Below are 15355 nucleotides of genomic sequence, written 5' to 3'. Positions count from 1 at the left end.
CCTGGCCCTGGTGGTGCTGCGCTTTCGCGAGACGCTGCCCGCGCTGGCCCTGTCGCTGCAGTTCGCCCGCTTCGACGGCGTGGAGGCACACCGCGCCGCGCTGCCGCGCCATGCGGTGGCACGCTGGCTGCGCCATGCGCTCGCGCGCCCCGCCGAACTCACCGTGCGCATCGTCGATGCCGAGGAGGGGCGCAGCCTCAACCGCACCTGGCGGCAGAAGGACTACGCCACCAACGTGCTGACCTTCGACTACCAGGCCGAGCCGGTGGTGCTGGCCGACCTGGTGCTGTGCGCCCCGGTGGTGGCGCGCGAGGCCGCCGAGCAGGGCAAGACGCTGCAGGCGCACTACGCGCATCTGCTGGTGCACGGCGCGCTGCACGCGCAGGGCTGGGACCACGAGCGCAGCGAGGCCGAGGCCGAGGCGATGGAAGCGCGCGAGATCGCGATCCTCGCGCGGCTGGGCTTTGCCAACCCGTACGTGGTGCGCTGAAGGCCGCTCGCGGGCGTCACACCCGCAGCTCGAGGGGGATGGTGACGGGCCCGTCGTTGATCAGATGCACCTGCATGTCGGCCCCAAAGCGGCCCGTCGCCACCTGTGGGTGGCCGGTGCGCGCCGCGGCGACGAAGTGTTCGTAGAGCCGCTCGCCCTCGGCGGGGGGCGCGGCGCCGGCAAAGCTGGGCCGGTTGCCGCCGCGCGTGTCGGCCGCCAGGGTGAACTGGCTGACCACCAACAGCCCGCCCCCCACGTCCTGCAGGCTGCGGTTCATCTTGCCCGCGGCGTCGGCAAAGATGCGCAGCTTCAGAATCTTGGCGAGCAGCCGTTCGGCCACGGCGGGGGTGTCGCCCGGCTCGGCGCACAGCAACACCAGCAGACCGGGGCCGATGGCCCCCACCGTCTCGCCACCCACCTCCACGTGCGCCTGGCGCACCCGTTGCAGCAAGGCCTTCATCGCCGGTCGCCGCTCACGTGACTCATTTGAGGTCGCGCGGATCGTCGAAGTGCGCCTCGACGTCGCTGGGCAGGAGCTGGATCGTGGCCCGCAAGCCCGGCACGGCGCTCATCAGGGCCTGCTCCACACTGGCGCGCAACGCGGCCGCCCGCCCCAGCGTCCAACTGGCGGGCATGTGCATGTGCAGGTCCACATAGCGGCGCTGGCCCGCCTTGCGCGTGTGCACATGGTCGAAGCGGATGATGTCGCTGCCGTTGCGCTGGTGCGCAAAGCTGGCCAGCACGTCGTCGATGGCGGTGCGGACATCCGGCTCGACCGCCTCGTCCATCAGCCCCTGGCTGGAGCGCCACAGCAGATGCGCCCCCTCGCGGCCGATGTTCAGGGCCACGCCGATGGCCACCACCGCATCCAGCCAGAGCCAGCCCGTCGCCCAGGCCAGCGCCAGGCCCACCACCACGCCGGCCGAGGTCCAGACATCGGTGAACAGGTGCCGGGCATCGGCCTCCAGCGCCAGCGAGCGGTGCACGCGCGAGGCGCGCAACATCACCCACGCCAGCCCGCCGTTGAGCGCCGAGCTCAACACCGAGAGCCCCAGGCCCCAGTCCAGGCGCTGCAGCGGCTGCGGATCCCATAACCGCCCCAGCGACGCCCAAATGATGCCCAGCGCGGCGACGATGATCAGGATGCCCTCGAACCCCGAGGAAAAGTACTCCGCCTTGTGGTGGCCGTAAGGGTGCTCGTCGTCGGCCGGGCGCGCCGCCACCGTCACCATCCACAAACCGAACATGGCGCTGGCCAGATTGACCACCGACTCCATCGCATCGGACAACAGCCCGACCGAATCGGTGATCCACCATGCCAGCGTCTTGAGCAGAATGGTCGCCAGCGCCACCCCCACCGAAGCCGCGAGCAGCCGCTGCGGCGTCAGACGATGCCAAACCGCGTTCATGGCCGTGAGGGCGACCGCCGGGGCGTCAACCCAGGGTGACGCGGGCAAACTTGCGCTTGCCCACCTGCACCACATAGGTGCCGGCCCCGAGCTTGAGGCCTTTGTCGCTGACCACGCTGCCATCCACCCGCACGCCGCCCCCGTCGATCAGGCGGTTGGCCTCGCTGCTGGACGGCGCGAGCCCGGCCTGCTTGAGCACCACGGCAATGCCCAGGGGGGCGCCGCCTGCGCCCAGCGCCAGACCGACTTCCGGAATCTCGTCCGGCACACCCCCTCTGCTGCGGTGGATGAAGTCCTGCTCGGCCGCCTCGGCCGCCGCCGGGCTGTGAAAGCGGGCCGTGATTTCCTTGGCCAGCATCACTTTCACCTCTTTGGGGTTGCGCCCCTGCGCCACTTCGCGCCGCAGCGTGTCGATCTCGGCCTCGGATTTGAACGACAGCAGCGTGTACCAGCGCCACATCAGCTCGTCGCTGATCGACAGCACCTTGGCAAACATGGTGTTGGCGTCCTCGGTGATGCCGATGTAGTTGCCCTTGGACTTGGACATTTTCTCGACGCCGTCCAGCCCCTCCAGCAGCGGCATCGTCAGGATGCACTGCGGCTCCTGCCCGTACTCGACCTGAAGGTGGCGGCCCATGAGCAGGTTGAACTTCTGGTCGGTGCCGCCCAGCTCCAGGTCGCTCTGCAGCGCCACCGAGTCATAACCCTGCATCAAGGGGTAGAGAAACTCGTGCACGCTGATGGGCGTGCCCGCCGTGAAGCGCTGGTGAAAGTCGTTGCGCTCCATCATGCGCGCCACGGTGTATTTGGCCGCCAACTGGATCATGCCGCGCGCGCCCAGCGCGTCACTCCATTCGCTGTTGTAGCGGATCTCGGTGCGCGCCGGGTCCAGCACCAGGCTGGCTTGCTTGTAGTAGGTCTCGGCGTTGGCCTTGATCTGCTCCGGCGTCAGCGGTGGGCGTGTGGTGTTGCGCCCGGACGGGTCGCCGATCAGGCTGGTGAAGTCACCGATCAAAAAGATCACCGTGTGCCCCAGGTCCTGCAACTGGCGCATCTTGTTGAGCACCACGGTGTGGCCCAAGTGGATGTCCGGCGCGGTGGGGTCCAGCCCGAGCTTGATGCGCAGCGGCTGGCCCGTGGCCTCGCTGCGGCGCAGCTTGCGCACCCAGTCGGCCACCGGCAGCAGCTCGTCGCAGCCGCGCCGGGTGACGGCCAGCGCGGCGCGCACGGCGTCGGAGGCGCCCTGCAGCGCCTCCTCGGTCGCCTCCGCGGCGGGTACTGTGGAAATGTTCATGAGGGTTTGCACAGGTGACGGCGACCGCGTGACGGGTATACTCCAACCCACTCGACCGCCGGGATGGGCGCAGCATTGCGCAATGCAATGCCGATCGCTTCGATTGTAGTCGGCGGACGTCCCTCTTCCATGCACGCCCCGCGGGCCTGAACGGCAGGTACTGCGGCACGGGTGGCGCTGTCGCGTACAGCCCGCCCGCTCACCGGATACGGCATGATTGAACGGCTACACAATTGGCAGCGCTGGCTGCAGCGCCATCCCCGTCGGGTCATGGCGGCGCTGGGCGTGCTGCTGCTGGGCACGGGGGTCACGGCTTTCGGCACCGGCCCGCTCGACGCCGCCATCGACGACCTGCCGCGGCGCCAGCTCACCGAAGCGGCGGAGGTCGCTTTCGCCGCCCCCGCGGCCGGCACGCCGGTCGCTCCGTTCATCCTCTATCGCACGGACTTCACCCGCCGCGACGACACCCTGGCCACGCTGCTGCAGCGCCTGGGCGTCGATGACCGCGCAGCAGCCGACTTTCTGCGCCGCGACCGGCAGGCGGCCGACGTCTGGCGCGGTCGGCCCGGCAAGCTGGTGAGCGCCGAAGTCGACGACGACGGACGCCTGCAACGGCTGACGGTGCGCTGGCTGCCGCGCGACGACAGTCCGACCTTCCAGCGGCTGACCGTGCAGCGCGACGGCAACACTTGGCGTTCCCGCCTGGAAAGCCCGACGCTGACGCCGACGGTCCGCCTGGCCAGCGGGACCATCCGCACATCGCTCTTCGCCGCCACGGACGCGGCGCGCCTGCCCGACGGCATCGCATCCCAGCTCGCCGACCTGTTCTCGGGCGAAATCGACTGCCGGCGCGACCTGCGCGCCGGCGATGCCTTCCAGGTGGTGTACGAGGCGCTCGAGGCCGACGGTGAAGTCCTGCGCTACGGCCGCTTGCTGGGGGCCGAGTTCGTCAACGCCGGCCGGCGCCATCAGCTCGTGTGGTTCCAGGCGCCCGGCAACAAGGGGGCCTATTACAACTTCAAAGGCGAAAGCCTGCAGCGGGCCTTTTTGGCGTCGCCTCTGGCCTTCTCTCGGGTGAGCAGCGGCTACGGCATGCGCTTCCACCCGGTACACGGCGACCGGCGCGCCCATTTGGGCGTGGACTATGCCGCCCCCACGGGCACCCCGGTGCGCAGCGTGGCCGATGCGGTGGTGGAGTTTGCCGGCTGGCAGCGCGGCTACGGCAACGTGGTCATCCTGCAGCACAAGCAAGACCGCAAGACGCTCTACGCCCACCTCAGCCGTGTGGATGTTCGCAAGGGACAGCGCATCGAGCAGGGGCAGACGCTCGGGGCCGTTGGCGCCACCGGCACCGCCACGGGGCCGCACCTGCACTTCGAATACATCGTCGGCGGCGCGCACCGCGATCCGTTGATTCTGGCGCGCGACAACGCCGGCGGCGAGCCGATCGATGCGCGCTGGCGGCCCGCGTTCGAGCGGGTGGCCGTCGCGATGCGCGAGCAACTGGCCGCCGCCGCGACCCTGGTGCAGGCCAGCGCCGAGTAACGCCCGCGCCGGCGACCTACCTTCGTGCGCTGCATCGGCCTGATGTCCGGCACGTCGCTCGACGGCGTCGATGGCGTTTTGGTCGAGTTTGACCACGGTACCGAGGCCGGGCGGGTGTTGGCCGATGCCAGCGAGCCGCTGCCCGACCGCCTGCGCGAACGCCTGCTGGACCTGCAGCAAACCGGCCCCGACGAGCTGCACCGCGCAGCCCAAGCCAGCGCGGCCCTGGCCGACGTCTACGCCGCGGTCGTGGGTCAACTGCTCGAGCGCAGCGGTTGCTCTCCCAGTCAGGTGGCGGCCATCGGCGCGCACGGCCAAACCGTGCGCCACATGCCGCCGGGGCATCCCCGCCTGGCGCCCCACGAGGCGCCCTACACCCTGCAACTCCTGGCGCCGGCCCGGCTGGCCGAAGCCACCGGCATCGCGGTCGTGGCGGATTTTCGCAGCCGCGACATCGCCGCGGGTGGCCAGGGGGCGCCGCTGGTGCCGGCATTCCACCGCGCGGCCTTCGGCCAGCCGGGCAGGGCCGTGGGTGTGGTCAACATCGGTGGCATCGCCAACCTGACGGCCCTGTGCGCGGACGGCTCCCTGCGCGGCTTCGATACCGGGCCGGGCAATGTGCTGCTGGACGGCTGGTGCGCCCGCCACACCGGGGCGCGCTACGACGCAGACGGTGCTTGGGGCCGACAGGGCCAAGTCGTTCCCGCGCTGCTGACCGACCTGATGGCCGACCCCTACTTTGGCCGCACCGGCGCACGCAGCACGGGGCGGGATCACTTCAATCTGGCGTGGTTGGACGCGCGATTGGCGCGACACCCCGGCTTACGCCCGGTGGATGTGCAGGCCACGCTGGCGGCCCTGACCGTGGACAGCATCGCACGCGCCGTGGAAAGCGTGGACTGGGCGACTCCAGCGGGGACGGGCCCGCAGCGGCTGTGGGTGTGCGGCGGGGGCGCGCACAACCATGCACTGATGGACGGACTGGCGCGACGCCTGCCCGCCACGACCGTGGGCACGACCGCCGAGCTGGGCTGGCCCGTGCAGTGGGTGGAAGCGGCGGCGTTCGCGTGGCTGGCGCACCAAACCCTGTTGGGTCAGCCGGGCAACGCCACCGACGTCACGGGCGCGCGCGGGCCGCGCATTCTGGGGGCGATTTACCCCGCTTGAGCGCCACGCCCCGCGGACAGGTCAGCCGACGCTGAAGCTGGAGCCGCAGCCGCAAGTCGTGGTGGCGTTGGGATTGCGGATGACGAACTGCGCCCCCTGCAGATCTTCCTTGTAATCGATCTCGGCGCCGACCAAGTACTGATAGCTCATGGCGTCGATCAGCAGCGTGACCCCGTTCTTGGTCATCTGTGTGTCGTCGTCGTTGATCACCTCATCGAAGGTGAAACCGTACTGGAAGCCCGAGCACCCCCCACCCTGCACGAAGACGCGCAGCTTGAGGTCGGGGTTGCCCTCTTCGGCGATCAGCTCGGCCACCTTGGCGGCAGCGGCGTCGGTGAAGACGAGCGGCGCCGGCATCTCGGTCTCGGGGGTAGCGACGGTTTCGGCAAGGGCGGACATGACTCGGTTCCTGACTGTGACGGGTTCAAAGGATAGCAAAACACTCGGGTTTTTCCCAAACAGCGGGAAGGCAATACCCCTGCCGCGGCCAGGGATGCCCGGGCAACCGGCCCTACTGACACAAAAAAAACCGCCCCCACGAGGCGTGGCAGGCGGTTGGGCCGGTACGGGCTGCGGATCAGCGCTTGCTGAACTGCTTGGCGCGACGGGCCTTGCGCAGACCGACTTTCTTACGCTCGACTTCGCGGGCGTCGCGGGTGACGAAGCCAGCGGCGCTCAGCGCGGGCTTGAGGCTCGCGTCGTAATCGATCAGCGCGCGGGTGATGCCGTGGCGCACCGCGCCGGCCTGGCCGGATTCGCCGCCGCCGTGGACGTTGACCTGGATGTCGAACGTCTCGAGGTGGTTGGTCAGCACCAGGGGCTGCTTGGCGATCATGATCGACGTCTCGCGGCCAAAGTAGGCCTGGATGTCGCGACCGTTGATCGTGATCTTGCCGGAGCCTTTTTTGAGGAACACGCGCGCGACGCTGGACTTGCGACGGCCCGTGCCATTGTTCCATTCACCAATCATGGCCGCTCCTTAGATTTCCAACGCCTTGGGTTGCTGGGCGCCGTGCGGATGCTCGGGGCCGGCGTAGACCTTGAGCTTTTTGATCATGGCGTAGCCCAGCGGCCCCTTGGGCAGCATGCCCTTGACGGCCTTCTCGAGCGCGCGGCCGGGGTGCTTGGCCTGCATGTCGCGGAAGTTGATCGAGCGGATGCCGCCCGGGTAGCCGGTGTGGCGGTAGTAGATCTTGTCGAGGGCTTTGTTGCCGGTGACGCGGATCTTGTCGGCGTTGACGACGATGATGAAGTCGCCCGTATCGACGTGAGGGGTGTAGATGGCTTTGTGCTTGCCGCGCAACCGGAGTGCCACTTCGCTGGCGACACGTCCGAGCACCTTGTCGGTGGCGTCAATCACAAACCACTCATGCACCACCTCAGCGGGCTTGGCGCTGAAGGTTTTGGTCATGTCAGTTTCCTGTGGTTTGGGCGGGCCCTTTTCCACGGTCGGTGCTGCTCTGCCGGCAGCCTCTTAGGTGGGGGAGAATTTCGCCGCGGGGCCCCATGCTTTCGCTGCGAAACACGCGATTGTAGCCGGATCTCGGCGATAGCGTGCATCCGGGCGGCACTCGGCTACCATCGGGCCATGTTCAGCTACCGACACGCCTTTCACGCCGGCAACCATGCCGATGTGCTCAAACACATCGCTCTGCTGGCCACCCTGCGGCATCTGCAGACCAAGGACGGCGGGCTGCTGCTGGTGGACACCCATGCGGGTGCCGGTCTGTACCGGCTGGACCAGGAGCAGGCGCGCACCTCCGGTGAAGCGGTCCAGGGCGTGGGCGCGCTGTGGCAGGCCGCAGCAACGGCCACTGCGGCAGGGGCCGCCTTGCCCGCAGCCGTACAGGACTACATCGACTGCCTGCGCACACTCAATCCGGATGGGGTGCTGCAGCACTACCCCGGCTCGCCGGCGCTGCTGCAGGCGGCACTGCGACCACAGGACGCGCTCAAATTGTTCGAGCTGCACCCCACCGACGGCCGGCTGCTCGACCGCACCGTGCGCGAGTGGCGCACGCGCCAGCCGCGTCCATCGATCGATCTGCGGCGCGACAATGGCTTCGACGGCCTGAAGGCGCTGCTGCCCCCGCCGTCGCGGCGCGCGCTGGTGTTGATCGACCCAAGCTACGAGCTCAAATCCGACTACGGCTTGGTGGCGGCCGTCGTGGCCGATGCCCTGCGGCGCTTTGCGGTCGGCTGCTATGTCGTCTGGTACCCGGTGATCGCGCGCGAGCAGGCGCACGCGCTGCCCAAGCGGCTGCGCGCGCTGGCGCAGCACCACGGCCGCGCCTGGCTGCAGGCCGAGCTCAACGTCGGCACGCCCGCCGACCCGGCGGCCAAGGCCGCCGCCGCGCGCGGCCGCCCGGCCGGCAGCCTGCGCGCCAGCGGCGTGTTCGTCATCAACCCGCCCTACACCCTGACCGACCAGCTGCGCGCGGCGCTGCCGTGGGTGCTGGCCGCCCTGCGCCAGGGACCGGCCGCGGCGTGGAAGGTGGACGCGGGCGAGGCGCGCGGCTGAACCGGGCCGCCTCCGGGCCCGGGGCGCCTATCCCCGCCCCCACACCGCGCCGGGACACGTCGCCAGCTCAAGCGACCGCCAGCGCCTGCGCCAAGTCGGCCTTCAGGTCCTCGATGTGCTCGATGCCGACGCACAGGCGCACCGTGTCCTCGGTGACGCCGGCCTTGGCCAGCTCCTCGGGTGAGAGCTGCCGGTGCGTGGTGCTGGCCGGGTGCGTGGCCAGCGAGCGCACGTCGCCGATGTTGACCAGCCGCGTGAAGAGCTGCAGCGCATCCAGGAAGCGCTCGCCGGCGGCGCGCCCGCCTTCGATGCCGAACGTCAGCAGGCCCGAGGCGCGCCCGCCCAGGTAGCGCTGCGCCAGCGCGTGGTAGGGGTCGTCGGGCAGCCCGGCGTAGCGCACCCAGCGCACCTTGGGGTGCTGGCGCAGGAACTGCGCCACCGCCAGCGTGTTGTCGCAGATGCGGTCCATGCGCAGCGGCAGCGTCTCGATGCCCTGCAGGATCAGGAAGGCGTTGAACGGCGAGATCGCCGCGCCCATGTTGCGCAGCGGCACCACGCGCGCCCGTCCGATGTAGGCCGCCGGCCCCAGCGCCTCGGTGTAGACGACGCCGTGGTAGCTGACGTCGGGCTCGTTGAGGCGGCGAAAGCGCGCCTTGTGCTCGGCCCACGGGAACTTGCCCGCGTCGACGATCGCCCCGCCGACGCTGGTGCCGTGGCCGCCGAGGTACTTGGTCAGCGAGTGCACGACGATGTCGGCGCCGTGCTCGAACGGGCGGCACAGGTAGGGGCTCGGCACCGTGTTGTCCACGATCAGCGGCACGCCGTGGCGGTGCGCGATGGCCGCCAGCGCCGCGATGTCGGTGACGTTGCCGCGCGGATTGCCCATCGACTCGCAGTAGATCGCCTTGGTGCGCGCGTCGATCAGCGGCTCGAAGGTCTCGGGCCGGTCGCTGTCGGCGAAGCGCACCTCGATGCCGAACTGCGGCAGCGTGTGCGCGAACAGGTTGTACGTGCCGCCGTAGAGCGTGCTGGCCGAGACGATGTTGTCGCCGGCCTCGGCGATGGTCTGGATGGCGTAGGTGATGGCCGCCTGCCCCGAGGCCAGCGCCAGCGCGCCGATGCCGCCTTCCAGCGCCGCCAGCCGCTCCTCCAGCACCGCCTGCGTCGGGTTCATGATGCGGGTGTAGATGTTGCCCGGCACCTTCAGGTCGAACAGGTCGGCGCCGTGCTGCGCGCTGTCGAACGCATACGCCACGGTCTGGTAGATCGGCGGCACCACCGCCTTGGTGGTCGGGTCGGGGCGGTAGCCGGCGTGCACGGCCTGGGTCTCGAATCGCATCGGCAAGCTCTCCTCGCGGGTCACGGAAAGGGGTTTGAGAAAACGCAACGGCGACAACGATAGCGCACCGACCGCCGCGGCGTCCACGACATTCGCGTCATGACGACATGACCGTGCGCTATAACGTCGCCCTATGCCCAGCCACCTGCCCGCGACCCCGCACGCCGCCAACCGCCGCCGGGCGCTGGCGTGGCTGGGTGCCGGCGCCGCCGCGCTGGCCGGCTGCGCAGGGCTGCCCCGCCCCGGCGACGAGGCGGACGGCGGCGAGGCGGCGCTGGCCGACTCCACCTGGGCGCAGGCCAGCCAGCTCGTGCCCGGCGCGCGCTGGGAGCACCACGTCTTTCCGCAACGGCGCATCACGCACTACCGCGCCGGCCAGCACGCAGGCCGCCCGGCGCTGCGCGCCGAAAGCGACGCCGGCACCTCCGCGATGCGGATGCGGCTGCGCGTGCCGGCCGCGGAGATCGCCGCGCTGCGCTGGTCGTGGTGGGTGGACGAGCTCAACCCGGCCTTCGACCTGTCGGACCGCGACACCGACGACGCGGTGGCGCGCGTGATCCTGGCCTTCGAGGGTGGGCGCGAGCACTGGACGCCGCGCGACCACAGTCTGTCCGAACTGGCGCGCCTGGTCACCGGCGAGCCGCTGCCGGATGCGACGCTGATGTACGTCTGGGACGCGCGGCTGCCGCTCGGCACCGTCGTGCGCCATCCCGGCACCGGCCGCATCCGCAAGCTGGTCGCCGCCAGCGGCGCGCAGGATCTGGGCCGCTGGCTCGACCTGGCGCGCGACCCGCTGGCCGACATGCGGCTTGCCTTCGGCGAGACGCCGACGGCGCTGGTGGCCGTCGGCCTGATGACCGACGCCAACAACACCCGCTCGCGCGCGGCGGCCTGGTACGGGCCGCTCGAGCTGATCCGGCGCGGGGGAGATGGCTGAATCCGACTTCAGGCCGGCAACAGGCCCAGCCGCTGCAAAATCGCCAGCGTCGGCTCGGCCTGGTTCATCGTGTAGAAGTGCAGGCCCGGCACGCCGGCGGTGCGCAGCTGGTCGCACAGGTCGGTGACCACGTCCAGCCCGAAGGCGCGGATGGAGGCCACGTCGTCGCCGTAGCCTTGCAGGCGCAGGCGGATCCAGCGCGGGATCTCGGCGCCGCAGGCATCCGAGAAGCGCATCAGCTGCGTGGCGTTGGTGATCGGCATGATGCCGGGCACGATCGGCACTTCCACGCCCAGCGCGTACGCGTCGTCGACGAAGCGGAAGTAGGCGTCGGTGTTGAAGAAATACTGCGTGATGGCGCCGTCCGCGCCGGCACGCACCTTCTCGGCGAACGCCTGCAGGTCGGCCTGCGGCGAGCGCGCCTGCGGGTGCATCTCCGGATAGGCCGCGACCTCGATGTGGAAGGCGGCGCCGAACTCGGCGCGGATGAAGGCCACGAGATCGCGCGCGTAGGTGAATTCGCCCCCCAGGCCGTAGCCGCTTGGCAGATCGCCGCGCAGCGCCACCAGGCGCTTCACGCCCATGCGCTGCAGTTCGGCCAGTTGCGCGCGCACGCGCTCGCGCGTGGCGCCGATGCACGAGAAGTGCGCCGCCGCATCCAGCCCCTCGGCCAGGATCTCCGCCACGGTGGCCAACGTCCCCTCCTGCGTGGAGCCGCCGGCGCCGTAGGTGACGGAGCAGAACTGCGGCCGCGCCGCATACAGCCGCTGGCGTGCCGCGCGCAGCTTGGCCGCGCCCTCCGGCGTCTTCGGCGGAAAGAATTCGAAACTCAACGGCAAAGCCATGCCAGAAACTCCCGGTTGCCGTCGCCCCCGGCGATCGGACTGTCGAAGTAGTCGCGCAGCGCGAGGCCCTGCGCGGCCGCGGCGCGTTCGATGCGCTGGCGCACGCGCGCGAGGGCCTCTTCGTCGCGCACCACGCCGCCCTTGCCGATGTCGCCCGGCTGCAGCTCGAACTGCGGCTTGACCAGCATCAGCATCGAGCCGCCCGGCGCCAGCAGCGGCACCAGCGCCGGCCACACCAGCGTCTGCGAGATGAACGAGAGGTCGCCGACGATCAGGTCGAACGGCGGCGCGGCGGCGGGGCCGCCCGCTTCGACCAGCCGCTCGGCGCTGAGCTCGCGCGCGTTGCAGCCCTCGATGGCCACCACGCGCGGGTCCGAGCGCAGCCGCGGGTGCAGCTGGCCGTGGCCGACGTCCACCCCGACCACCCGGGCGGCCCCCGCCTGCAGCAGGCAGTCGGTAAAGCCCCCCGTGCTCTGGCCCACATCCAGGCAGCGCCGCCCGACCACCGACACGCCGGTGCGCTGCAGCGCCGCCGCCAGCTTGAGCCCGCCGCGCGAGACGTAGCGCACCTCGGCGTCGTCGGCCAGCTGCCACTGCGCCTGCGGAGGCACCGGCTCGCCCGCCTTGCGCAGCGGCTGCCACGGCGCGCCCTCGGCCACCCGCCAGCGCACCGCGCCGGCGGCGATCAGCCGCTGCGCCGCCGAGCGCGACGCCACGAGGCCCGCCTGCACCAGCGCCTGGTCGGCCCGCATGCCCCGCGCGCCGTCAGTAGCGGTAGGTGTCGGGCTTGTACGGCCCCTCCTTCGGCACGCCGATGTAGGCGGCCTGCTCGTCGGTCAGCTCGGTCAGCATCGCGCCCAGCTTCTTGAGCTGCAGCCGCGCCACCTTCTCGTCCAGGTGCTTGGGCAGCACGTAGACCTTGCCCTTCTCGTAGAAGTCGCGGTGCGTGAACAGCTCGATCTGTGCGATCGTCTGGTTGGCAAACGAGCTGCTCATCACGTAGCTGGGGTGCCCGGTGGCGCAGCCCAGGTTGACCAGCCGCCCCTTGGCCAGCAGGATGATGCGCTTGCCGTCCTCGAAGATCACGTGGTCCACCTGCGGCTTGATCTCCTCCCAGCGGCAGCGCGCCTCCAGCGCCGCCACGTCGATCTCGTTGTCGAAGTGGCCGATGTTGCACACGATGGCCTGGTCCTTCATCTTGGCCATGTGCTCGTAGGTGATGACGTGCTTGTTGCCGGTGGCGGTGACGAAGATGTCGGCCTTGTCGCACGCCCAGTCCATCGTGACGACCTTGTAGCCTTCCATCGCCGCCTGCAACGCGCAGATCGGGTCGATCTCGGTCACCCACACCTGGGCCGACAGCGCCCGCAGCGCCTGCGCGCTGCCCTTGCCGACGTCGCCATAGCCGCAGACGACGGCGATCTTGCCGGCGATCATCACGTCGGTGGCGCGCTTGATGCCATCCACCAGCGACTCGCGGCAGCCGTAGAGGTTGTCGAACTTGCTCTTGGTGACGCTGTCGTTGACGTTGATGGCGCGAAACATCAGCTCGCCGCGCGCGGCCATCTGCTTCAAGCGGTTGACGCCGGTGGTGGTCTCCTCGGTCACGCCGATGATCTGCGCGGCCTTGCGGCTGTACCAGGTCGGATCCTGCGCCAGGCGCGCGCGGATCGCGGCGAACAGCACGCGCTCTTCCTCGCTGTTGGGGTGGTCCAGCACCGAGGGGTCGCGCTCGGCCTGCTTGCCCAGGTGCAACAACAGCGTGGCATCACCGCCGTCGTCCAGGATCATGTTCGGGCCTTCGTCAGGGCTGCCCGCCGGGCCGAACTCGAAGATGCGGTGGGTGTAGTCCCAATACTGCTCCAGCGTCTCGCCCTTGAAGGCGAACACCGGCGTGCCGGCGGCGGCGATGGCCGCGGCGGCGTGGTCCTGCGTCGAGAAGATGTTGCACGAGGCCCAGCGCACCTGCGCGCCCAGCGCCTGCAGCGTCTCGATCAGCACGGCGGTCTGGATCGTCATGTGCAGGCTGCCGGCGATGCGCGCGCCCTTGAGCGGCTGGCTCGGCGCGTATTCCTCGCGGATCGCCATCAGACCGGGCATCTCGGTCTCGGCGATGCGGATTTCCTTGCGGCCCCATTCGGCCAGGCCGAGGTCGGCCACGACGCAGTCGGTCGGCAGGGGATGGTTCAACGGTGCGTTCATGCGGTGACTCCTACGCTTTGAGGGGGCCACCGGCGGGACTCGCGAGCTCACGCCACACGCCGGTGGGTGAGCGTCGTTGCCAACATCGCCGCGGTGCGCCGGGGTGGGCGCTGGCGGCGGTTCCGTCGAGCCTCGCGCCGGGCTTGAACTAGCCTGCGGTGCTGCAACGCTCCTCGCGAAACGGCCACCATTATAGGGCCGCGGCCTGAGCGCGATCGGTTTCTATAATCCAGGGGCAATCCGGCGGACACCCGGCAGATTCGCCCTTCCTGCCGTCACACCGCCCCAGCCGATGCCCACCATCTTGGACACCTCTGCCACCGCTCCCCCCCCCACCGCCACCCAGGCGCTGCAGCTGGTGGCCGCCGACATGCAGGCGGTCGATGGCGTGATTCGCGCCCGCCTGGGCAGCGACGTGCCGCTGGTGGGCCAGGTGGCGCACTACATCATCGGCTCGGGCGGCAAGCGCGTGCGGCCGGCGCTGCTGCTGCTGGCCTGCGGCGCGCTGGGGTGTACCGACGCGCGCCGGCACACGCTGGCGGCGGTGGTGGAGTTCATCCACACCGCCACGCTCTTGCACGACGACGTGGTGGACGAGTCCACCTTGCGCCGCGGGCGCGACACCGCCAACCAGGTGTTCGGCAATGCCGCGAGCGTCCTGGTCGGGGATTTCCTCTACTCGCGTGCGTTCCAGATGATGGTGGACTGCGGCGACATGCGCATCATGCGCGTGCTGGCCGACGCCACCAACGTCATCGCCGAAGGCGAGGTGCTGCAGCTGATGAACATGCACGACGCCGCGCTGGACGAGGCGGCGTACCTGCGCGTCATCCGCGCCAAGACGGCCAAGCTGTTCGAGGCCAGCGCGCGGCTGGCCGCGCTGCTGGCGGGGGCGGACGAGCGCACCGAAGCCCTGTGCGCCACCTATGGCCAGGCGCTGGGCGCAGCGTTCCAGATCGTCGACGACGTGCTTGACTACGAGGGCGACGCCGCCGAGCTGGGCAAGAACCTCGGCGATGATTTGCGCGAGGGCAAGGTGACGCTGCCGGTGATCTGTGCACTGCGCCGCTGCGCGCCGCACGAAGCGGCGCTGATCCGCGACGCCATCGAACAAGGCGGCGGCGATCGGCTGGACGAAATCGTCGCCATCGTGCGCACCAGCGGCGGCCTGGCCGAGGCGCGCGCCCACGCCGCCGCCGAGGCCCAGCGCGCCATCGACGCCGCGCAGGCCCTGACCACCGGCAACGATGCACAGCGCGAGCGGTACCGCGAAGCTCTGCTACAATTAGCGGCTCAGCTGTTGTCGCGACGTTCCTGACGCGGTCAGTGGCAAACCTCGGGGTGTAGCTTAGCCTGGTAGAGCGCTACGTTCGGGACGTAGAGGCCGGAGGTTCGAATCCTCTCACCCCGACCAGAATTATCTTGTAAATCAAGGACTTACAAAGCCCCGCACTGCGGGGCTTTGTCGTTTCAGCAGGCGTTAGTGGCAGATTAGTGGCAGACAGGCCGCTTGCGACGCAGATGGCTAACAGGCCGTTGAAAAACTCCCCCGCAGCCGCCCGAGCTACCGTTACCATGTGAGCGGCGACGACGAGACAGCAGACAC

The 15355-nt window shown here is 70.0% G+C and carries 16 protein-coding genes and 1 tRNA gene; 7 read left to right on the top strand and 10 right to left on the bottom strand.

The genetic code is table 11. From position 1 onward, the window contains the following. Positions 1–34: 34 nt before the first annotated feature. Entirely contained in the window at positions 35–490 is a 456-nt protein-coding gene (ybeY, locus tag ACK4TH_RS10430) for an rRNA maturation RNase YbeY (protein ID WP_409626091.1), read from the top strand. A gap of 16 nt (positions 491–506) precedes the next feature. On the opposite strand, the gene dtd is transcribed toward ybeY, so the two are convergent. Genes dtd through tyrS form a run of 3 tightly spaced genes read right to left on the bottom strand, consistent with a single transcriptional unit; the run spans position 507 to position 3193 of the window. Then, positions 507–950 carry a D-aminoacyl-tRNA deacylase gene (gene dtd / locus ACK4TH_RS10425; RefSeq protein ID WP_409626087.1) on the bottom strand — a complete coding sequence of 148 codons (444 nt, stop codon included), beginning with the start codon at positions 948–950 and terminating at the stop codon, positions 507–509. Between the two features lie 22 nt (positions 951–972). Further along, on the bottom strand, positions 973–1899 hold the full coding sequence (locus ACK4TH_RS10420; RefSeq protein ID WP_143969302.1) for a cation diffusion facilitator family transporter: 927 nt from the start codon (positions 1897–1899) through the stop codon (positions 973–975). A 25-nt stretch (positions 1900–1924) separates the two neighbouring features. After that, positions 1925–3193 (bottom strand): tyrosine--tRNA ligase, encoded by a 1269-nt coding sequence (tyrS, locus tag ACK4TH_RS10415; RefSeq protein WP_409626083.1) that lies wholly within the window; start codon positions 3191–3193, stop codon positions 1925–1927. A 213-nt stretch (positions 3194–3406) separates the two neighbouring features. On the opposite strand from tyrS, the gene ACK4TH_RS10410 reads away from it, so the two are divergent. Together ACK4TH_RS10410 and ACK4TH_RS10405 are read left to right on the top strand one after the other, a co-directional pair. Next, on the top strand, positions 3407–4738 hold the full coding sequence (locus ACK4TH_RS10410; protein ID WP_409626080.1) for a peptidoglycan DD-metalloendopeptidase family protein: 1332 nt from the start codon (positions 3407–3409) through the stop codon (positions 4736–4738). Positions 4739–4762: 24 nt separating this feature from the next. After that, entirely contained in the window at positions 4763–5905 is a 1143-nt protein-coding gene (locus tag ACK4TH_RS10405; RefSeq protein ID WP_409626077.1) for an anhydro-N-acetylmuramic acid kinase, read from the top strand. Positions 5906–5926: 21 nt separating this feature from the next. Here ACK4TH_RS10405 and erpA read toward each other — a convergent pair whose 3' ends face one another. The 3 genes from erpA to rplM form a co-directional block, all read right to left on the bottom strand. Beyond that, complete coding sequence (gene erpA, locus ACK4TH_RS10400; protein ID WP_068606776.1) at positions 5927–6304, bottom strand: iron-sulfur cluster insertion protein ErpA; 378 nt, start codon at positions 6302–6304, stop codon at positions 5927–5929. Positions 6305–6482: 178 nt separating this feature from the next. After that, positions 6483–6875: a 30S ribosomal protein S9 gene (gene rpsI / locus ACK4TH_RS10395; RefSeq protein ID WP_068606774.1), complete on the bottom strand. Its 393-nt coding sequence runs from the start codon at positions 6873–6875 to the stop codon at positions 6483–6485. A 9-nt stretch (positions 6876–6884) separates the two neighbouring features. After that, a complete protein-coding gene (gene rplM, locus ACK4TH_RS10390) occupies positions 6885–7316 on the bottom strand; it encodes a 50S ribosomal protein L13 (RefSeq protein WP_409626073.1) in 432 nt (143 codons plus the stop codon). Between the two features lie 177 nt (positions 7317–7493). Between rplM and ACK4TH_RS10385 the strand changes: the two genes are divergently transcribed. Beyond that, the gene (locus tag ACK4TH_RS10385; RefSeq protein ID WP_409626070.1) at positions 7494–8426 is read left to right on the top strand and encodes a 23S rRNA (adenine(2030)-N(6))-methyltransferase RlmJ; all 933 of its coding nucleotides are present in this window, start codon (positions 7494–7496) and stop codon (positions 8424–8426) included. A 67-nt stretch (positions 8427–8493) separates the two neighbouring features. On the opposite strand, the gene ACK4TH_RS10380 is transcribed toward ACK4TH_RS10385, so the two are convergent. Beyond that, positions 8494–9765 carry an O-acetylhomoserine aminocarboxypropyltransferase/cysteine synthase family protein gene (locus ACK4TH_RS10380; protein WP_409626067.1) on the bottom strand — a complete coding sequence of 424 codons (1272 nt, stop codon included), beginning with the start codon at positions 9763–9765 and terminating at the stop codon, positions 8494–8496. Positions 9766–9898: 133 nt separating this feature from the next. Here ACK4TH_RS10380 and ACK4TH_RS10375 point away from each other — a divergent pair, with 133 nt between their 5' ends. Then, the gene (locus ACK4TH_RS10375) at positions 9899–10702 is read left to right on the top strand and encodes a DUF3047 domain-containing protein (protein WP_409626064.1); all 804 of its coding nucleotides are present in this window, start codon (positions 9899–9901) and stop codon (positions 10700–10702) included. 8 nt (positions 10703–10710) lie between these two features. Here the strand turns inward: ACK4TH_RS10375 and metF are convergent, their stop codons facing one another. The 3 genes from metF to ahcY are packed head-to-tail and all read right to left on the bottom strand — an operon-like array spanning position 10711 to position 13749. Further along, complete coding sequence (gene metF / locus ACK4TH_RS10370) at positions 10711–11547, bottom strand: methylenetetrahydrofolate reductase [NAD(P)H] (RefSeq protein WP_409626061.1); 837 nt, start codon at positions 11545–11547, stop codon at positions 10711–10713. Further along, entirely contained in the window at positions 11532–12299 is a 768-nt protein-coding gene (locus ACK4TH_RS10365; protein WP_409626058.1) for a TlyA family RNA methyltransferase, read from the bottom strand. Before ACK4TH_RS10365 ends, metF begins: the two co-directional genes overlap by 16 nt. A gap of 13 nt (positions 12300–12312) precedes the next feature. Further along, positions 12313–13749, bottom strand: a complete 1437-nt coding sequence (gene ahcY, locus ACK4TH_RS10360) for an adenosylhomocysteinase (protein ID WP_409626055.1) — start codon at positions 13747–13749, stop codon at positions 12313–12315. A gap of 292 nt (positions 13750–14041) precedes the next feature. Here ahcY and ACK4TH_RS10355 point away from each other — a divergent pair, with 292 nt between their 5' ends. Further along, positions 14042–15067 (top strand): polyprenyl synthetase family protein, encoded by a 1026-nt coding sequence (locus tag ACK4TH_RS10355; protein WP_409626053.1) that lies wholly within the window; start codon positions 14042–14044, stop codon positions 15065–15067. Positions 15068–15086: 19 nt separating this feature from the next. Beyond that, positions 15087–15163 (top strand) — tRNA-Pro (locus ACK4TH_RS10350). The last annotated feature ends 192 nt before the right edge of the window (positions 15164–15355 follow it).

The sequence above is a fragment of the Tepidimonas sp. genome, from assembly GCF_046292505.1.
Classification (GTDB): Bacteria; Pseudomonadota; Gammaproteobacteria; order Burkholderiales; family Burkholderiaceae_C; genus Tepidimonas.
This window is presented reverse-complemented; position numbering and strand designations above follow the sequence as displayed.

Coding starts and splice junctions, on each gene's coding strand:
- dtd (WP_409626087.1), bottom strand. CDS start 950: ATGAAGGCCTTGCTGCAACGGGTGCGCCAGGCGCACGTGGAGGTGGGT.
- ACK4TH_RS10420 (WP_143969302.1), bottom strand. CDS start 1,899: ATGAACGCGGTTTGGCATCGTCTGACGCCGCAGCGGCTGCTCGCGGCT.
- tyrS (WP_409626083.1), bottom strand. CDS start 3,193: ATGAACATTTCCACAGTACCCGCCGCGGAGGCGACCGAGGAGGCGCTG.
- ACK4TH_RS10410 (WP_409626080.1), top strand. CDS start 3,407: ATGATTGAACGGCTACACAATTGGCAGCGCTGGCTGCAGCGCCATCCC.
- erpA (WP_068606776.1), bottom strand. CDS start 6,304: ATGTCCGCCCTTGCCGAAACCGTCGCTACCCCCGAGACCGAGATGCCG.
- rpsI (WP_068606774.1), bottom strand. CDS start 6,875: ATGATTGGTGAATGGAACAATGGCACGGGCCGTCGCAAGTCCAGCGTC.
- rplM (WP_409626073.1), bottom strand. CDS start 7,316: ATGACCAAAACCTTCAGCGCCAAGCCCGCTGAGGTGGTGCATGAGTGG.
- ACK4TH_RS10385 (WP_409626070.1), top strand. CDS start 7,494: ATGTTCAGCTACCGACACGCCTTTCACGCCGGCAACCATGCCGATGTG.
- ACK4TH_RS10380 (WP_409626067.1), bottom strand. CDS start 9,765: ATGCGATTCGAGACCCAGGCCGTGCACGCCGGCTACCGCCCCGACCCG.
- ACK4TH_RS10375 (WP_409626064.1), top strand. CDS start 9,899: ATGCCCAGCCACCTGCCCGCGACCCCGCACGCCGCCAACCGCCGCCGG.
- metF (WP_409626061.1), bottom strand. CDS start 11,547: ATGGCTTTGCCGTTGAGTTTCGAATTCTTTCCGCCGAAGACGCCGGAG.
- ACK4TH_RS10365 (WP_409626058.1), bottom strand. CDS start 12,299: ATGCGGGCCGACCAGGCGCTGGTGCAGGCGGGCCTCGTGGCGTCGCGC.
- ahcY (WP_409626055.1), bottom strand. CDS start 13,749: ATGAACGCACCGTTGAACCATCCCCTGCCGACCGACTGCGTCGTGGCC.
- ACK4TH_RS10355 (WP_409626053.1), top strand. CDS start 14,042: ATGCCCACCATCTTGGACACCTCTGCCACCGCTCCCCCCCCCACCGCC.